16 protein-coding genes are annotated in these 16039 nt (G+C 60.3%); 11 read left to right on the top strand and 5 right to left on the bottom strand.

Annotated elements, in window-relative coordinates; all coding sequences use genetic code 11:
• Positions 1–86: 86 nt before the first annotated feature.
• The 4 genes from BW979_RS18245 to BW979_RS18260 all read right to left on the bottom strand — a co-directional run bounded on the left by BW979_RS18245 (position 87) and on the right by BW979_RS18260 (position 5454).
• The gene (locus tag BW979_RS18245; protein ID WP_047226532.1) at positions 87–800 is read right to left on the bottom strand and encodes a GntR family transcriptional regulator; all 714 of its coding nucleotides are present in this window, start codon (positions 798–800) and stop codon (positions 87–89) included.
• Positions 801–1056: 256 nt separating this feature from the next.
• Positions 1057–2925 carry a feruloyl-CoA synthase gene (locus BW979_RS18250; protein ID WP_047226637.1) on the bottom strand — a complete coding sequence of 623 codons (1869 nt, stop codon included), beginning with the start codon at positions 2923–2925 and terminating at the stop codon, positions 1057–1059.
• Between the two features lie 143 nt (positions 2926–3068).
• Positions 3069–4517, bottom strand: coding sequence for an aldehyde dehydrogenase (locus BW979_RS18255; RefSeq protein ID WP_076384959.1), 1449 nt, complete (start codon positions 4515–4517; stop codon positions 3069–3071).
• 106 nt (positions 4518–4623) lie between these two features.
• On the bottom strand, positions 4624–5454 hold the full coding sequence (locus tag BW979_RS18260) for a p-hydroxycinnamoyl CoA hydratase/lyase (protein ID WP_003202420.1): 831 nt from the start codon (positions 5452–5454) through the stop codon (positions 4624–4626).
• A 216-nt stretch (positions 5455–5670) separates the two neighbouring features.
• On the opposite strand from BW979_RS18260, the gene BW979_RS18265 reads away from it, so the two are divergent.
• The 9 genes from BW979_RS18265 to BW979_RS18305 all read left to right on the top strand — a co-directional run bounded on the left by BW979_RS18265 (position 5671) and on the right by BW979_RS18305 (position 12558).
• Positions 5671–6159, top strand: coding sequence for a MarR family winged helix-turn-helix transcriptional regulator (locus BW979_RS18265; protein ID WP_047226534.1), 489 nt, complete (start codon positions 5671–5673; stop codon positions 6157–6159).
• A gap of 57 nt (positions 6160–6216) precedes the next feature.
• Entirely contained in the window at positions 6217–6780 is a 564-nt protein-coding gene (gene pnuC, locus BW979_RS18270) for a nicotinamide riboside transporter PnuC (RefSeq protein WP_047226535.1), read from the top strand.
• Positions 6777–7301 carry an AAA family ATPase gene (locus BW979_RS18275; protein WP_047226536.1) on the top strand — a complete coding sequence of 175 codons (525 nt, stop codon included), beginning with the start codon at positions 6777–6779 and terminating at the stop codon, positions 7299–7301. The genes pnuC and BW979_RS18275 overlap by 4 nt, the downstream gene beginning before the upstream one ends.
• A gap of 320 nt (positions 7302–7621) precedes the next feature.
• Entirely contained in the window at positions 7622–8071 is a 450-nt protein-coding gene (locus BW979_RS18280) for a hypothetical protein (protein ID WP_076384961.1), read from the top strand.
• A 1-nt stretch (position 8072) separates the two neighbouring features.
• The gene (locus tag BW979_RS18285) at positions 8073–8651 is read left to right on the top strand and encodes an adhesin (RefSeq protein WP_076384963.1); all 579 of its coding nucleotides are present in this window, start codon (positions 8073–8075) and stop codon (positions 8649–8651) included.
• A 63-nt stretch (positions 8652–8714) separates the two neighbouring features.
• Positions 8715–9698 (top strand): heme utilization protein, encoded by a 984-nt coding sequence (locus BW979_RS18290; protein ID WP_076384965.1) that lies wholly within the window; start codon positions 8715–8717, stop codon positions 9696–9698.
• 65 nt (positions 9699–9763) lie between these two features.
• A complete protein-coding gene (locus BW979_RS18295) occupies positions 9764–10444 on the top strand; it encodes a C39 family peptidase (RefSeq protein ID WP_047226540.1) in 681 nt (226 codons plus the stop codon).
• Positions 10445–10502: 58 nt separating this feature from the next.
• Positions 10503–11249, top strand: coding sequence for a hypothetical protein (locus BW979_RS18300; protein ID WP_076384967.1), 747 nt, complete (start codon positions 10503–10505; stop codon positions 11247–11249).
• A gap of 46 nt (positions 11250–11295) precedes the next feature.
• Positions 11296–12558, top strand: a complete 1263-nt coding sequence (locus BW979_RS18305) for a transporter (RefSeq protein WP_076384969.1) — start codon at positions 11296–11298, stop codon at positions 12556–12558.
• Positions 12559–12617: 59 nt separating this feature from the next.
• Here the strand turns inward: BW979_RS18305 and BW979_RS18310 are convergent, their stop codons facing one another.
• Complete coding sequence (locus BW979_RS18310) at positions 12618–13943, bottom strand: sigma-54 dependent transcriptional regulator (RefSeq protein ID WP_047226543.1); 1326 nt, start codon at positions 13941–13943, stop codon at positions 12618–12620.
• Between the two features lie 340 nt (positions 13944–14283).
• Here BW979_RS18310 and BW979_RS18315 point away from each other — a divergent pair, with 340 nt between their 5' ends.
• A complete protein-coding gene (locus BW979_RS18315; protein ID WP_047226544.1) occupies positions 14284–14550 on the top strand; it encodes a hypothetical protein in 267 nt (88 codons plus the stop codon).
• Between the two features lie 187 nt (positions 14551–14737).
• Positions 14738–16027, top strand: a complete 1290-nt coding sequence (locus BW979_RS18320) for a hypothetical protein (protein WP_076384971.1) — start codon at positions 14738–14740, stop codon at positions 16025–16027.
• The last annotated feature ends 12 nt before the right edge of the window (positions 16028–16039 follow it).

The raw sequence follows: 16039 nt of genomic DNA on the forward strand, positions 1-16039 counted from the left end.
CGCGATGGCGGCGACTCAGTCAGCATTGCTATCGGCTGACAGACGGCTATCGCAAGCAAGCTTAGCTCCCCCAGCCGTATGCGCGCTCACTGCGACCGAACAATCACCTTCATCCGCTCATCAGCCAACGTCGAGCCGAACACCTCGGCATAACGCAAAGTCGCATTGGCATGTTCGCGCATGATTGCCTCGGCGCGGGCTCCCTGGCGATGGATCAGCGCATCGAACACCGAGTGGTGCTGCATGTGGGCGTAGTTGAAGCGGCGAAATTCACCGGCCATGTTCTGACGATCCACCGCCAGGGCGGTGACTGAGGCAAATGGCAGGTGATCGTTGCGAGCCAGGGCATCGGCAATCGCCGGGTTATGGCTGCCCTCGACGATCACCTGATGAAAGCGCATGTTCAAGTCGTGATAGACCTCAAGGTCATCCTCGGTCACATAGCCCTTGGCAAACAGTTCGTCGCCCTGCACCAGGCATTGTTCAAGTGCCGCTCGCCCCTCTTCGGATAAGCCACGCTCGGCCGTTTGCCGCGCGGCCAGGCCTTCGAGCACACCACGCACCTCCACGGCCCCGGCGATTTCCTCGGCACTGACCGAGCGCACCTGGAATCCGCGACCACCGAAGCGCACCAGCAGCCCTTCCTGCTCCAGGGTACGAAACGCCATGCGCACCGGCATTCGCGAAACACCGAACAACTCAGCCGTGGGAATTTCCATCAAGCGCTCACCGCCCGCCAGCTCGCCTGAGGCGATCATCCTGCGCAATGCGACCAGCACCGTTTGGCCGGGCTTACTCATCCAGGTTCTTCCAGAGAAAACAGAGTCGCCATAGTAGAAGGCTTGGGACGGTGTGTCACGGCGGGGGTATGGAGCGAACGCAAGAGCAATCGAGCGCAGGAAAATCAGCGGGGCAGGCAGACCGCCATCGCGAGCAGGCTCGCTCCCACAATGGGTCCGCCATAGATCCTTGTGGGAGCGAGCCTGCTCGCGATGGCGGCAGACCAGACAACATTGATGGCAAGCCTTGCTGTCACGGATTTTGGGTCTGGACCGACTAGTTCGCCCGCAGGATCGACAGATCTTCGCCGCAATACAGCGCCTCGACTTTCGCCGCGCGCCATTGCAACACCGCCCGTTGGTTGATCGAGCCCTTGTCGGTGATTTCACCACGATCGATGGAGGGCGGCTCATCGAGCAAGGCAATCCACTCTACGCGGCTGGCGTTGCCGCTCGCCTCGCGGTTAAGACGTTGCAGCCAATCGGCAAACCACTGGCGTACCGGTGGGCTGGCCAAGACCTCGGCATCGCTGGCGCTCGGGGACAGGCCTGACAAGCGCCGGCATTCAGCCAGCCGTGGGAACACCAGCGCGCCCAGGCACTCGCGATCCGGCGCGGTCACCACCAGGTCCTGGACATACGGGGTCCCCTCCAGCACCGCCCGGTTACGCAGCGGCCCGACACTGACAAACACCCCAGAGGACAGCTTGAAGTCCTCGGCTATCCGTCCGTCAAACATCAGGCCCAATTGCGGGTCATGGGGATCGGCCAACTTGATCGCATCGCCCGAACAGTAAAAACCGTCTTCGTCGAACACCTCAGCGGTCTGCTGCGGCGAGCGCCAGTAGCCGGGCATGATGTGCGGTCCGCGGAAGCGCCCTTCGAACTTGCCGTCCACCGGCACCAGCCGCACCTCGCAGCCGGGTGCCGGCAAGCCGATGTAACCGGCCATGGACAACGGCCCGGTGGTAAAAGTGCAGGACGGCGACGCCTCCGTCATGCCCAGCCCGGCCATCATGCGAATGCGTTCGCCGCAATGCTGTTCGGCGACCTTGTCGAGCCGGTCCCAAGTACTTTGGGACAGACCCGCTGCCGCAAAAAAGAACAGACTGATGCGCTCGAAGAACCGCTCGCGCAACTCGCCGTCCTGCTCCAGGGCACTGACCAACTCTTCCCAACCTTTGGGCACGGTCAGGTACGCAGTGGGAGAAATCTCCTTGAGGTTGCGCAAAGTTTCGGCGAAGCCCTGGGCGGTGGGTTTGCCGTCGTCCAGGTAAAACGTGCCGCCGTTGTACAACACGATGCCGACGTTGTGACTGCCACCGAATGTGTGGTTCCACGGCAACCAATCCACCAATACCGGCGGCGCTTCACCGAACACCGGAAAGGTCTGCAACAGCATTTGCTGATTGGCGCAGAGCATGCGTTGGGTCGTGATCACAGCCTTGGGCAGCTTGGTGGAGCCCGAGGTGAAGAGAAACTTGGCAATGCTGTCCGGTCCGGTGGCGGCAAAGGCCCGCTCGGCCTCAATACCACCGGGTTGCGCCAGCAGGCTGGCAAAGCTTGCCCTGGACCTTGCGGCCATTTCCCCGCGCACTGTGATCAAGGGGATGTCCGCCGGCAGCACCGCATTGATCGCCCGCTCAAACGGCGCGGCCTCGCTGACAAACACCAGCCCCGGCTGCAACAAATCGCAAACGTGCCGCAGCTTGGCGAAATCCTGGGACAGCAACGAATAGGCCGGCGACACCGGGCAATAGGGAATCCCAGCGTACATCGCGCCAAGGGCCATTTGCAGGTGCTCGATGTCATTACCCGATAGCAGCGCCAGGGGCTTTTCGGCTGACAGGCCATAGCTCAACAAACCTTGAGCGATGGCCCGCACGCTGTCGAGCATCTGGGCATAGCTGACTCGACGCCAGTCCCCGCCCGCCTGGCGGGCTGCAATAAAGGTCTGTTGCGGGCGCACCTCGGCCCAATGCACCAGGCGATCAAGCAAGCGCGTCGGCAACGCAGCCAACGGCTCCAGGGAGCGCATGTGCAGGATGCCCTGCTCTTCTCTGACTTCAACGGCTGGATGACCAATCGACACCTGGCGATAGCGCCCGGGGCCGGCTCGGGAGGACGATCTGAACTCAACACTCACGTACATTTCCTCCATCAAGGCACGCCGAACCCGCGCGAAGCGAGCGGAGCGTGGCAGCATCTGGCTGCGGCCTTGTTATTGTTATGTCTGGCCTGCATCGGGCCGGCGATGTCCACGCGCCGCCGCCCGCAATGCGACGGATATCAGATCGGGTAATGCCGGGCGCCGTTCTGCATCGTCACCCAGCGCAACTGGGTGAAATGCTCGATGGACGCCTTGCCGCCAAAACTGCCGTAACCGCTGGACTTGACTCCACCGAAGGGCATCTGCGCCTCGTCGTGCACGGTCGGACCATTGATGTGGCAGATGCCCGACTCGACCCGTTGGGCCAAAGCCAACGCCCGAGTGGTATCGCGGCTGAAAATGGCTGCCGAAAGGCCGAACTCGGAGTCGTTGGCCAGGCGCAACAAGGCTTCGTCGCCTTCACCACGCAGCAACACGGCCACCGGACCGAAAGACTCTTCGCGGTACAGGCGCATGTCTGGAGTGACGCCGTCGAGCAAGGTCGGCTGCAGAATGCTGCCGTCCAGTTGCCCTCCCGCCACCAGCGTCGCGCCTTTGGCCAAGGCATCGTCGATCAACCCCTTGATACGCTGGCCGGCACTGACGTCTACCAGCGAACCCAATACCGAATCACCGGCCGCAGGATCACCGGCACGCAAGGTGGCGATCTTGGCGCTCAGCCGGGAAACAAAGGCATCGGCCACGCTGGCATCGACGATCAGCCGCTCGGTGGACATGCAAATCTGCCCCTGATTGAAGTACGCCCCGAAGGCGGCAGCTTCTACCGCTGCATCCAAGTCAGCGTCATCCAGCACCAGCAACGGCGCCTTGCCGCCCAGTTCCAGTAATGCCGGCTTGAGGTGGCGCGCCGATAGTTCGCCAACGATGCGCCCGACATGGGTCGAGCCGGTGAAATTGACACGGCGTACCGCCGGGTTGGCGATCAGCCGCGCGACAATGGCCGGCGCATCTGCCGGGGCATTGCAGATGACATTGACCACGCCATCGCCCAGTCCGGCGTCCTGCAATACCTGGCCAATCAAGCGGTGCACCGCCGGGCTGATTTCAGAAGCCTTGAGCACCACGGTGTTGCCGCAGGCCAGAGGCATGGCGATGGCGCGGGTGGCGAGAATCACCGGGGCATTCCACGGCGCGATACCCAGCACCACACCACACGGCTGACGCAGGGCCATGGCGAAACTACCAGGCACATCCGAAGGAATGATTTCGCCATTGATCTGGGTGGTCATGGACGCGGCTTCGCGCAGCATATTCGCCGCCAGATGCACATTGAAACCGTACCAGTTGGCCATGGCGCCCGTCTCGCCGGCAGCGGCGATGAACTCGCCAGTGCGCGCCTGCAATTGCTCGGCGGCACGCAGCAGACGCGTGCGTCGCTCATTGGGCGCCAGCGCTGCCCAGGCGGGAAACGCAGCTTGCGCGGCGGCCACGGCGGCGTCGGCATCCTCCAGCGTGGCAGCCGCCACACGGGAGACCACTTCACCGGTTACCGGATTGCAACGCTCGAAAGTCCGACCGTCACGGGCGGGGCACGACTGGCCGCCGATCAACAGGGGCACGTCCAGCATGGTGATTCCTCTTTATTGTCTTTATAGGGAACACATTCACAGTAGCGCCAAGGGCCTTTGAACAACAGCCTGCGGGCGCAGGATAGGCACCCGCCGCGCCGTCGTCTCAGCGCTTGTAGGTCTGCAACCCCGGCTTGATGCTCTTGTCGTCGAGGAACTGCTTCATCCCCTGCTCGCGACCACCCTCGGTGTCGAGCAGGCGCGACTGATCGAGCTTGGCGTACAGGTAATCCTCATTCTGCTCCCAGGTCAGTTCGCGGCAGCGTTTGAACCCGTGCTTGGCTGCTCGCAAAACCACCGGGTTTTTCTCCAGCAGGTTACGCGCCAGCTCAACGGTGACTTCGCGCAGTTGCGCCAGGGGCACGCTTTCGTTGACCAGTCCCATCTCGGCGGCTTTCTGCCCGCCAAAGGTTTTGCCGGTCATGATGTAGTACAGCGACTGGCGATGGCCCACGGTATCAGCCATGGCCTTGCTGACCAGATTACCGGGCGGGATGCCCCAGTTGATTTCCGAAAGGCCGAAGGTCGCCTCGTCAGCGCAGATCGCCAGGTCACACGCCACCAGCGGGCTGAAGCCGCCACCGAAGCACCAGCCATTGACCATGGCAATGGTCGGCTTGGCGTACATGCGCAGCAGTTTCCATTGCCACTGGGAGGCTTCGCGACGGATTTTTTCTTGCAGGATTTCAGGCCCGGCATCTACTTCGCGGAAATACTCCTTGAGGTCCATGCCGGCCGTCCAGGCATCACCGGCCCCGGTCAGCACCAGTACACCGGCGGCCGGGTCCTGCTCCAGGGTTTCCAGCACGTCGATCATCTCGCGATTGAGCGTCGGACTCATGGCGTTGCGTTTTTCCGGACGATTGAGGGTGACCCAGGCAATGCCTTCCTCGATATCGACCTTGACCGTTTTCCAGCGACCTTCGTAATTGCTCATGGCGGGCGTGCTCTCTTGTTCTTGGCTGAAGATGAGCAAAAATTAAACTCGAAAACTAGTTATGTCAATTAACTATTAATCCATTTATCTGTATTTTTCCCAACGGACAGGACAAAGCGGCAAATCACGATTTCGATATCCACCATAGCCATCGCGCTTCAACCTCGGCAAAATGGATAGCCTTGTTAATCACTCACCTTGAGGATGCTCCCTCCGATGGCCAAGTCTTCCAAGCTTGCCGAACCCGCCGAGCCCCAGGCCAGCGGTACCGACGCACAGGCCCCGCTGGACTCCGCGCTGGATGATCTGATCGGTTACGCCCTGCGTCGCGCCCAGTTGAAACTGTTCCAGAACCTGATCGGTCGACTCGCCATCCACGATCTGCGGCCCGCCCAATTTTCGGCTCTGGCGATCATCGACCAGAACCCCGGCCTGATGCAGACCGATCTGGCCAAGGCCCTGTCGATCGAACCGCCGCAAGTCGTGCCCCTGTTGAACAAGCTGGAAAGCCGGGCACTGGCCGTGCGGGTGCGGTGCAAGCCCGACAAACGCTCCTACGGGATATTCCTGAGCAAAACCGGCGAAACCCTGCTCAAGGAACTCAAGCAAATCGCCGCACAGAGCGACCTGGACTCCACCTCAACGCTTGACGGTGCCGAGCGCGAAGAATTGCTGCGCCTGCTCAAGAAGGTTTACCAGGCATAGAAAAACGGGCGCCAGCGTTTACAATCGCCGCCTTCTCCTACTACCCAAGGAATCGCCATGTCCGGGCTTGAACTGTTTGCCGCAGCCCTCGGCGTGATTGCTGTCTGGTTGACCGTCAAGCAGAACCCCTGGTGCTGGCCGATCGGCCTGGTCATGGTGCTGCTCTATAGCTGGATCTTCTTCGAAGTGAAGCTGTACTCGGACATGTTGCTGCAGTGTGTCTACGCCGTACTGCAACTCTATGGCTGGTACCAATGGACTCGTGCGGGGCAGCATCATGAGGGGCGACAAATCACCCGTCTGGGCGCGCCTTCAGTATTGCGTGGCCTGGCGGTCGGCGCGGCAGGCAGCCTGATGCTGGGTGCTGCCATGGCGCACTGGACCGACGCCGCCCAGCCCTGGCTCGACGCTGCACTCACCGGCTTCAGTCTCGTGGCGCAGTGGTGGATGGCGCAAAAACGCGTGCAATGCTGGCCGTTGTGGATCGCCCTGGACATCATCTTCGTGGGCTTGTTCATCTACAAGGACCTGTACCTGACCGCTGCGCTCTACGCTTTGTTCACGCTGTTGGCCGTACAAGGCTGGCGCGAATGGCGCGCCGACCCGGTCCTGCGCACATGAAGGTGATGGTGCTCACCGGCCCGGAGTCCAGCGGCAAGAGCTGGCTGGCGGCGCAGTTGCAGGAGCACTTCGGCGGCTTGCGGGTGGACGAATACGTTCGCCACTTCATGGAGCAGAATCCGCGTGAGACCCGCCTGTCGGACATCACCGATATCGCCGCAGGACAGTTGGCCTGGGAAGACGCAGCCCGCGCCGGTAAACCACCGTTGTTGATCCTCGACACCCACCTGTTGAGCAACATCCTCTGGAGCCAAACCCTGTTCGGCGACTGCCCAAGCTGGCTGGAGCCGGCCTTGCTGGCCCGCCATTACGACTTGCACCTGCTGCTGAGCCCGCAACAGGTCGAATGGACGGGCGACGGCCTGCGCTGCCAACCCGAACTGGAAGACCGAATGAGGTTTTTCGAGGCTATCGAGCAATGGCTGGTTCGGCATCAGCAACCCTTCCAGGTTATTGAAGGCGATTGGGCGCAACGTCGGGAACGGGTGTTTGCAACCGTGACTCGACTGCTCCAAGCCTGATTTACCCCTCTGTTTGTACCACTCTTGAAACACCCCAGTCGTGGCAAACCCGGCTCCAGAGCACTTCGATGGTTTTTCCAGTGCCTTTGTCAGGTTCTTGAAACACCTGCTTGCGAAGCCTTGAACCAGAGCCAAGCGATAGCGCCCGGCCATTAGCCTCTATCGGCATGTCTCACGGATGAAACAGGTGCTGGGCGAAACTCCCCTTAAATATAGCAACCCATTGAATTTGATAGATTTTTTATAACCGGCACAACACCTGCTCTTCCTCCTTCGCAACGCTGGACCAAGGCCAGCCCACCGAAGAAGGAATCGATGCCGTGGGGACTTTCAATAGAAGCTTGACCTGCCTGCTGTTGATCGGCTGCGCCGCTGGCGCGACGTTCAGCCTCCCTGTGCAGGCCGAGGGCAACGGCGTCATTGTGCTCACCCGTGACGTACAGCCCGTTCATATCGGTCGCAACGGTGGCAAAGACCCCTACCCGAGCACCGTCAACGCCAACCCATCTGATCGAGTCAATCAAGCGACCGCCAGCATCGAGCTGAGCGACGGCGAATTCGCCAGCGTCGCCAGCGGCTCGTCGATCCGCAACGCCGTCAACCCGAACAACACCGGCGTACAAGGTCTGAACATCGTGACCAACCCCAACGGCTTGCCGGGCATGCGCGCCGGTCACGGTGGCGGCAACGGTGGTGCCATCTCCGGCACGATCAACCGCTCGCTGAGTTCAGGGCTGGCCCCGCTGGGCCGGCTGGCCGGAGGTCAGTGACATGAAGCCAACCCTGTTTCTGCTTGCCCTGCTCGGCTCGTCCACCGCGTTCGCCGATCCGGGCGCGGCGGTGATCAGCACTGCCAATCTGCAGGATTCCGGCAGCCGCTATACCGGCAACTTCAACGTCAACCAGGCCGCTGGCGATCAGACCCAGCAGACCAACACCCGGGCCATCGCCATCGGCACTCACGCCCAGGCCACCACTGTCGTGCGTCAACGACTGGACACCGCGGCCGACCCGTCGATGAACGCAACGGCCCGCATCGGCGGCAGCTCATTTAGCAACGGCAACGGAGTACTGGGCGTGAACCAGTCCGCCGGGGCCAACAACCAGATGGCCAATGTCATGCGGGTGGGCATCAGTGCCCGGCCGCAGAGCATCGACGATAGCGCCCTTTCTCAACAGAACGTGGCGTTGTTACCAAACTCAGGAGCAACTGGCACCCCAACCGGCAGTCGCCAGGTCGTCACCAGCGACCAGGCCTTCACCGGCAGCCGAGGGGTTATCCAGGTGAACCAGAGTGCCGGGGTGGGGAACCGCATGGCTAACACCCTGAGCATCCGGGTCGCTGACTGACCCGAAAAACGTGGGCATAAGAAAGTACTGACACTTAACCAACGACACGCAAGGAGAAACACCATGAAACCAACAATGGCACTTAAACCATTGGTTTTCGCTCTCGCCGCTGTCATGGCAATGGCTGCACAGGCTGATGGAAACGGACGTGGCAACGGGCACGGCAACGGGCATGGCAATCACGGTCCGCAAGGTCCGTCGTTTGAACAACTGCTTTCGATCACCGCCGGGGCTAGCGCGACCGTGATGGATGAGCAGAACAGCGACGGCAACGTGGTGACCAACCAGGCCACCCGCAACACGGCTGAAGCCGCTGACTCGCTCAATGGCAGCAACGGCAATATGGGCGCCAACATCGCCGCCGGCGATGGCAACCAGCAGGACAACGCCGCCGCCATCGCCACCGCTGACGAAGCATTCATCTTCGGCTCGGCGGTCGCGACCTCCAGCGCCATGCAGGTCAATAACAATAACTACGTCAAAAACAACTCGACCCGAAACAACGCCTCGCTCACCAATGCGGGCAACAATGGCTCCGGCAACATCGGCATCAACGTGACGGCCGGCAACTTCAACCAACAGAAAAACAACCTGGCCATCGCTGTATCGGGCGGACGTGTCGCAGAAGCCGCAGCCTCGGCCGATCAGTCTTCCACCGGCCTTGTGGTCGACAACAAGGGCGTACGGACCTACAAGACCGACACCCTCACCAGCACCTACGCTGCTTCCGGCACCTTCAAGGCCAAAGGCACCGGCACCGTCGAAGACGACGACCATGGCGGCTGGGGCAACAGAGGCGGCTACGGCGGCGGTCACGATGACGACAAGTTCAAGTTCTCCGCCGTGGGCACTTTCGAACTGGCCGGCAGCAACACTCAACAAGTGCTGACCCGCGATGGCTGGAAAAACCCTGTCATCAACAACGCGACCATGACCAACTCCATGAACGGCTTCTCCGGTAACGGCGGCGCCAACGTGTCGGCGGGCGTGGGCAACCAGCAAAGCAACTCGCTGTCCATTTCGGCCGGTTGCAGGACTTGCATGTAAGCGCGATCGAAACGAAGCCCCGGAAACGGGGCTTCTTTCCCAGGTGTGCATAAGGCGTATCGATCATGCGAGCGGCAGCCCTTTCTCTGCTCCTTTGTCTGGCCGGCGTGGCTGAAGCTGCGCAAATGCCGGTCGCTGCCCTACCCGGCGGCATGTTGGTCTACAAGCCAGTACAGAGTGTGCGCGAGCGCAAGTTCAGTGACATCGTCGAACAGAAAACCGATTTCAGTTGCGGCGCCGCCGCGCTGGCCACGGTACTGCGCCAGGCCTATTGGCTTGACGTGGATGAAGAGCACGTCATCAAGGGCATGCTGGTCAAAGCCGACCATGACCTGGTCCGCACCCAGGGATTTTCCATGCTCGATATGAAGCGCTACGTGGAAAGCATCGGCATGCGCGCCCGGGGCTACCGGATACCGCCAGAAAAGCTCGAGGCAGTGACAATTCCGGTGGTGGTCCTGATGGACATCCGTGGCTACAAGCACTTCGTGGTATTGCAGCGAGCCGACCAGCAATGGGTTTATATCGCCGACCCCGTACTGGGGCACAAGCGCTACGCCCATAACGATTTCGTCAAAGGCTGGAACGGCATCGTGTTTGCCATCGTCGGCCCGGGTTACGACAAGACCAACGCACTGCGCACCCCTCCGCAACCGCTAACGGCGCGTAACAAACTGGACGGGTTCAACCCGGTCAAAGATGCAGAGCTGATGGATTTTGGTTTCATACAGAGCGACTTTTTCTAATCGCCGACCAATCGCCAACCATAAGTACAAAAGGAGCAGGAAGCTCCGGGAGCAGCACATGAAAACTTCACGCTGGCTGGCGTTTGCCAGCCTTGCCGCGGCTGTGTCGGGCCATGCCCACGCCGGATTCAAACCCATCGAAGTCAAGGATCAGGAGCTTGCCGAACTGCGTGGACGCTATGTCATGCCCGGTCGGGTCATCAGCTTCGGCATCGTCATGAGCAGCACCTGGCGCAACGCCAGTGGCGACCTGATCGGCGCGAGCAGTTCCATGCAAATCCAGGCGGCCACCGTCAAACCCCAGTTCTATGTTTCAACGATCAAGCAGACCGGCAATGGCCAGGCCCCGCAACAGGGCAGCGGCAACATTGTCGGTGGCGCGGGCCTGGCCGGTGGCCAGGGCGTGACCCAGAGCGTGCGCGCCGCGGGCGATGGCAATTCCGCCTACAACAACGTCAGCATCAACGTCAGGGAAAGCAACCAGGCACCCGCACTGGTGCCTGCTCAAGGCCAGCTGCTGAGCAAAGGCCAAACCATCAGCGGCAGCAACGCCGCCGGCAGTGTCGCGGTTACCGCCACCGGCAGCGGCGTGCAGATGGCGATCCAGGCCAACCACAACCAGGGTAGTTCTCTGCAACAAGTCGCCCAGGGCGGCTTGCTGCAAAACACTCGCTTGCTGGGTAACAGCAACCTGGTCAACAACATGACGCAACTCAACGTGGTGTTGAACAACAACGGCCTTAGCGCCGGAGCTTTGGACTGCAACCTGACCCAGCTGCGCGGACTGCGCAATCTCGGATATTGAACTACGCTGCCTTGCGACCACTGGGCAAATAGGGACGGCATATTTCATGTATCGATCCGTATCGTTGCGCGCTGTGATGTGCGTAAGCACCCTTTTACCGGCGCCCCTGCTGCAAGCAGCACCTGACGCCGACATTCAAGCACTGAAGCAGGAGCTTCTCGAGCTCAGACAACGATACGAGGTCCAGCAAAGAGCCCTGGCGGTACTCGAACAGCGAGTCCGCCAGGTCGAAGATCAACCCGCTGCTCCCGCGCCCAAGCGCCTGGCCAAATCCCCAGCCGACATGAAAGGCAACCAGACTGCGGCTGGCGGCAGCGGTTACGGGCAGTCCCTGGCCGATGATTCACAGCCCGCCCAGAGTGTCTCCAACCTCTATGACGAGGCCAGCGGCTTTTTTGGCGGTGGCAAGTTCAGCTTCGAAACCGGCGTGACCTATTCGCGCTACGACACACGACAATTGATTCTGAACGGCTTCCTGGCCCTGGACTCGATTTTCCTGGGCAACATCAACCTGGACAGGATCAAGGCCGACACCTGGACCCTGGACCTCACCGGCCGTTACAACTTCGACAATCGCTGGCAGTTCGACCTCAACGTACCGGTGGTCTACCGCGAATCCACCTATCAGTCCGGCGGTGCCAACCAAGGGGCAGCTGGGGTGACCAGCGAAGAAACCGTTACCCGCGATCCCACCATCGGTGACGTCAACTTCGGCATCGCCTACAAATTCATGGACGAATCGATCAACAGCCCGGACGCGGTGCTCACTCTGCGCGTCAAGGCGCCAACCGGCGAAGAGCCGTTCGGCATCAAGCTGCGCCAGTCCCAGGCCAACACCAACCTGTTTGTGCCTGAAGAGCTGCCCACCGGCAACGGCGTATGGTCGATCACACCCGGGATCTCGCTGGTCAAGACCTTCGATCCGGCCGTGCTGTTCGGCAGCCTCTCCTACACCCATAACTTCGAAGAGTCCTTCGACGACATAAGCTCCACCGTCAACCAGAGGATACCGGGCAAGGTGCGGATCGGCGACAGCTTCCAGATCGGCGCGGGCATTGCCTTCGCGCTGAACGAGAAGATGAGTATGTCGTTCTCGGTTTCCGACCTCATACAAAAGAAAAGCAAGCTCAAACAGGACGGCGGGGATTGGGAATCGGTGGTTTCCAGCGACGCCAATGCCGGCTACTTCAACATCGGCATGACCGTAGCCGCCAGCGACAACCTGACCATCGTCCCCAACCTGTCCATCGGTCTGACCGACGATGCGCCGGACTTCACCTTTAGCCTGAAATTCCCGTATTACTTCTAACGCAGTGCCCTGTGGGAGCGAGCAGGCTCGCTCTCACATCGAATAGTGCAAGGCTTGATTCAGCGGATTTGATGCTTGTGCAGAAGCCGGTAGAACGTCGGCCGGGATATGCCCAGCACGCGGGCAGCAACACTCAGGTTGTCACTGTGCCGGTTAAGCACATCGCTCAACGCCTGGCGCTCAGCACGGGTCTTGTAGTCTTCAAGGGTGCCCATCGGCGCCACCGGCCCTTGATGACCTGTCAGGCCAAGGTCCATCGCTTCGATCTGCCGCCCCTCGGCCAACACCAGGCCGCGACGTACTCGGTTGGCCAGCTCACGCACATTGCCCGGCCAGTCATGCTTGCCCATGGCCACCAACGCGTCTTCACTGAAACTGCGAGGCCGGCGACCGGTTTCCTGACTGTAGAAATGCGAGAAGTGGCTGGCCAGCATCGACAAATCGCCATGGCGTTCACGCAACGGCGCCATCAGCACCTGCAGCACGTTCAAGCGATAATACAGGTCTTCACGAAACAGCTTGTGCTCGATGGCTGCTTCCAGATCCACATGGGTGGCGGCCAAAATCCGCACATCCACGGCGATCGGCTGGCTGCCTCCGACCCGCTCGATGTGTTTCTCCTGCAGGAAACGCAACAGATTGGCCTGTAGCTCCAACGGCAGGTCGCCAATTTCATCCAGAAACAGGGTGCCGCCGTGAGCTGCTTCGATCCGCCCGATCTTGCGCTGATGGGCACCCGTGAAAGCGCCTTTCTCGTGCCCGAACAATTCCGACTGGATCAAGTGCTCCGGTATCGCGCCACAATTGATGGCAATGAACGGTTTGTTGCGCCGATGGGATTGGCGATGCAGCGTGCGCGCCACCAACTCCTTGCCGGTGCCGCTTTCACCGCGAATCAACACGGGCGATTCGGCAGGTGCCAGTTTGCTCAACAATTTGCGCAGCTCCCGAATGGGTTTGCTGTCGCCCAGTAATTCATGTTCGGGCTCATTGATGTGAATCGAGCCCTGTCCGCGCAAACGCGCCATGCCAAAGGCGCGGCCCAGAGTCACCTGAACCCGGGACACGTCGAATGGCAAGGTATGAAAATCAAAAAACCACTCGCAGACAAAGTCCCCCACATTCTTCAGACGCAACACTTCCTGATTCAGCACGGCGATCCACTCGGTGCCGCTGCGGCTGATCAACTCCTTGACCGCCTCCGGCCGTTCCAGATGAAAAGGTTGAAGTCGCAACAGGCCCACATCGCACGTTCGATCGCCCGCATGTTCAAGGGAACAGCTCTCCACGTCCCAGCCAATGGTGCGTAATCCGGGCAACAGGCGATGGCAATCATCGCAGGGATCAACCACGAGCAGACGACGCGACGTACTGGCTTCGATCATGACTGATCCTTGGCGCCAAAATAAGGAATATGAGGAAAAACAGTCGTTTGGCGAACCTGCATGTAACAGTAGCAAGAAGTTGACACCTGCTTGTATCAATTGATTATCGAGTTCGCTTTAAAGTGGTTATAAGCGCGCGTTTCGTTAGTTGTCGCCCGCTTGAATCTTTCATCAAGCTTTCAAACAAAAGTCCAAAAGCCGGGTCTGAAAGAAAATCGAAATTTATTTAAGGAATGTGTGACCTGCCCCCCCTTACAAGACATCAGTACAAGTAACCAGCCGCCCGGTACGCCCAACCGACGGCACATCATTTGATTGGGCATACTTAAGAGATAACGCCATGAACGCCCCGCTCCGTATCAACGAAGCTCTTTTGATTGCCGACCGCGCCTTTCGTCCTTTTCAATGCGTGGCCTGGGCTCCACAAGACGGTAATGGTGAACTGAGCCTGACCGTCATTGACCGCACCAATACTCATATTGGCCGCACTCAGATTCCAAGCAGTGCCTACACCGACCCGGCCCAACTGGCTGACTGCTTGAAACAGGCCCGTGCCGAGTTGAGCCAGGAAGGCTACACCCTGCAATCCTGGTCCATGCCTGAGTAAATCCTTAGCGGTAAACCTGATGATGGATTGCAGGCTTTGCACTGGATCGAAAAGCCAGTGTTCTGGCACGATTCGCTGCTGTTTCTGCAGCGTCTGATAGTTGTGCATTGTCACATTCAGGGATTGAATGTTGCCCTCATGCAGTCGTCGCCCCTCCGGGCTTATCGACACGCAAGGAGAGGCATGCATGCTCGATCAAACCGCGTTTGCAATGCCGACGGCCGCAGCCTGTGCCGGCCAACTCGACCCAGGCTTTGCCGATAACGGTAAAGCCTGGGTGCATTTTACCGGTAGCTTCGGGAGCCGGACCACGGGCCTGACGGTCGATCATGCCGGAAGGATCCTGGTGGCAGCCCGGATCGAAACGACCGAAGGCAGCCGGTTCGGGCTTGCACGGCTCAACCACGACGGTTCGGCTGACGCGAGCTTCGGACACCATGGCTATGTGATCGGCTCTTTTGAGCGCGGCTTCGAAGCCACGGCAGGCAAGGTGATGGAATTACCCGACGGCCGTATCCTGCTGTCCGGTCTGCACTACGAAAACACCGACCGCACCCTGCCCGCCATCGCGCTGTTCGATCAGCAGGGCCGCGCCGTTCAAAGCTTCGGCAGCGCCGGGCGGCAGGTCATACGGCTGTGCGGCAATCTTTCCCAAGGTCTGCGCGACACCTGGCTCCCACCCGGCGTACCGGGTCTTGAAGCCTGCGACATGCGGGTGCAGGCCGATGGCCGGATCCTCATCCTCGCCAATCATCATTACCAATTATCTGACCATGTCGGCATCCTGATCCGGCTCCTTCCCGACGGCGCATTGGACACTTCGTTCAACAACCGCGGCTTTGTGATGGTCCGGCATCTGTTGAAAAACACTTGGCTGGGTTGTGTGGCGCTTCAGGCCGACGGCAGCATCGTGGTCGGCGGAGTGATTGACTTGCCCCAACAAGGTTTGATGGCCCGCTATGATCCCAGCGGCACACTTGATGACAGCTTTGGCGAGGACGGTTTCCTGTCCATCACGACCCAACAGCACAGCGTGATGGTCAGCCAGATCGTCCAACTTCCAGACGGTGATCTGCAAGCACTGGGCAGCAGCCGCGACCCGATGCATTGCCTGTCGCTAAGAGTGGGCAGGGACGGCAAACCGGACCCTCGCTGCAATCAAGGACAGTGTCAGTTCCTGAAATTTGGCAACAGCGCCAGTCAGTGGACGGCGGCCCAGCTTCAAGCAGACGCAAAGCTGGTGACCGCTGGGGCCACCATCGGCGGTATCGAAACTGACTTCGTTCTGGCCCGGCACTTGCCGGACGCCAGCCTCGATCCGGATTTCGGTGAGGGCAGAGGTTGGGTCCGCACTCGGCTGGGCTACAGCCTCGACACCGCCACATCCCTGGCGCTGCAGGCAGACGGGAAGATCCTGGTGGGCGGCTATTCTCTGCATGGCAAGTATCGAGCAGTGGTGGTGCGGTACCGGCCCTGAGGATTTGCTTGG

It is taken from the genome of Pseudomonas sp. A214 (assembly GCF_900156295.1).
Taxonomy (GTDB): Bacteria; Pseudomonadota; Gammaproteobacteria; order Pseudomonadales; family Pseudomonadaceae; genus Aquipseudomonas; species Aquipseudomonas rhizophila.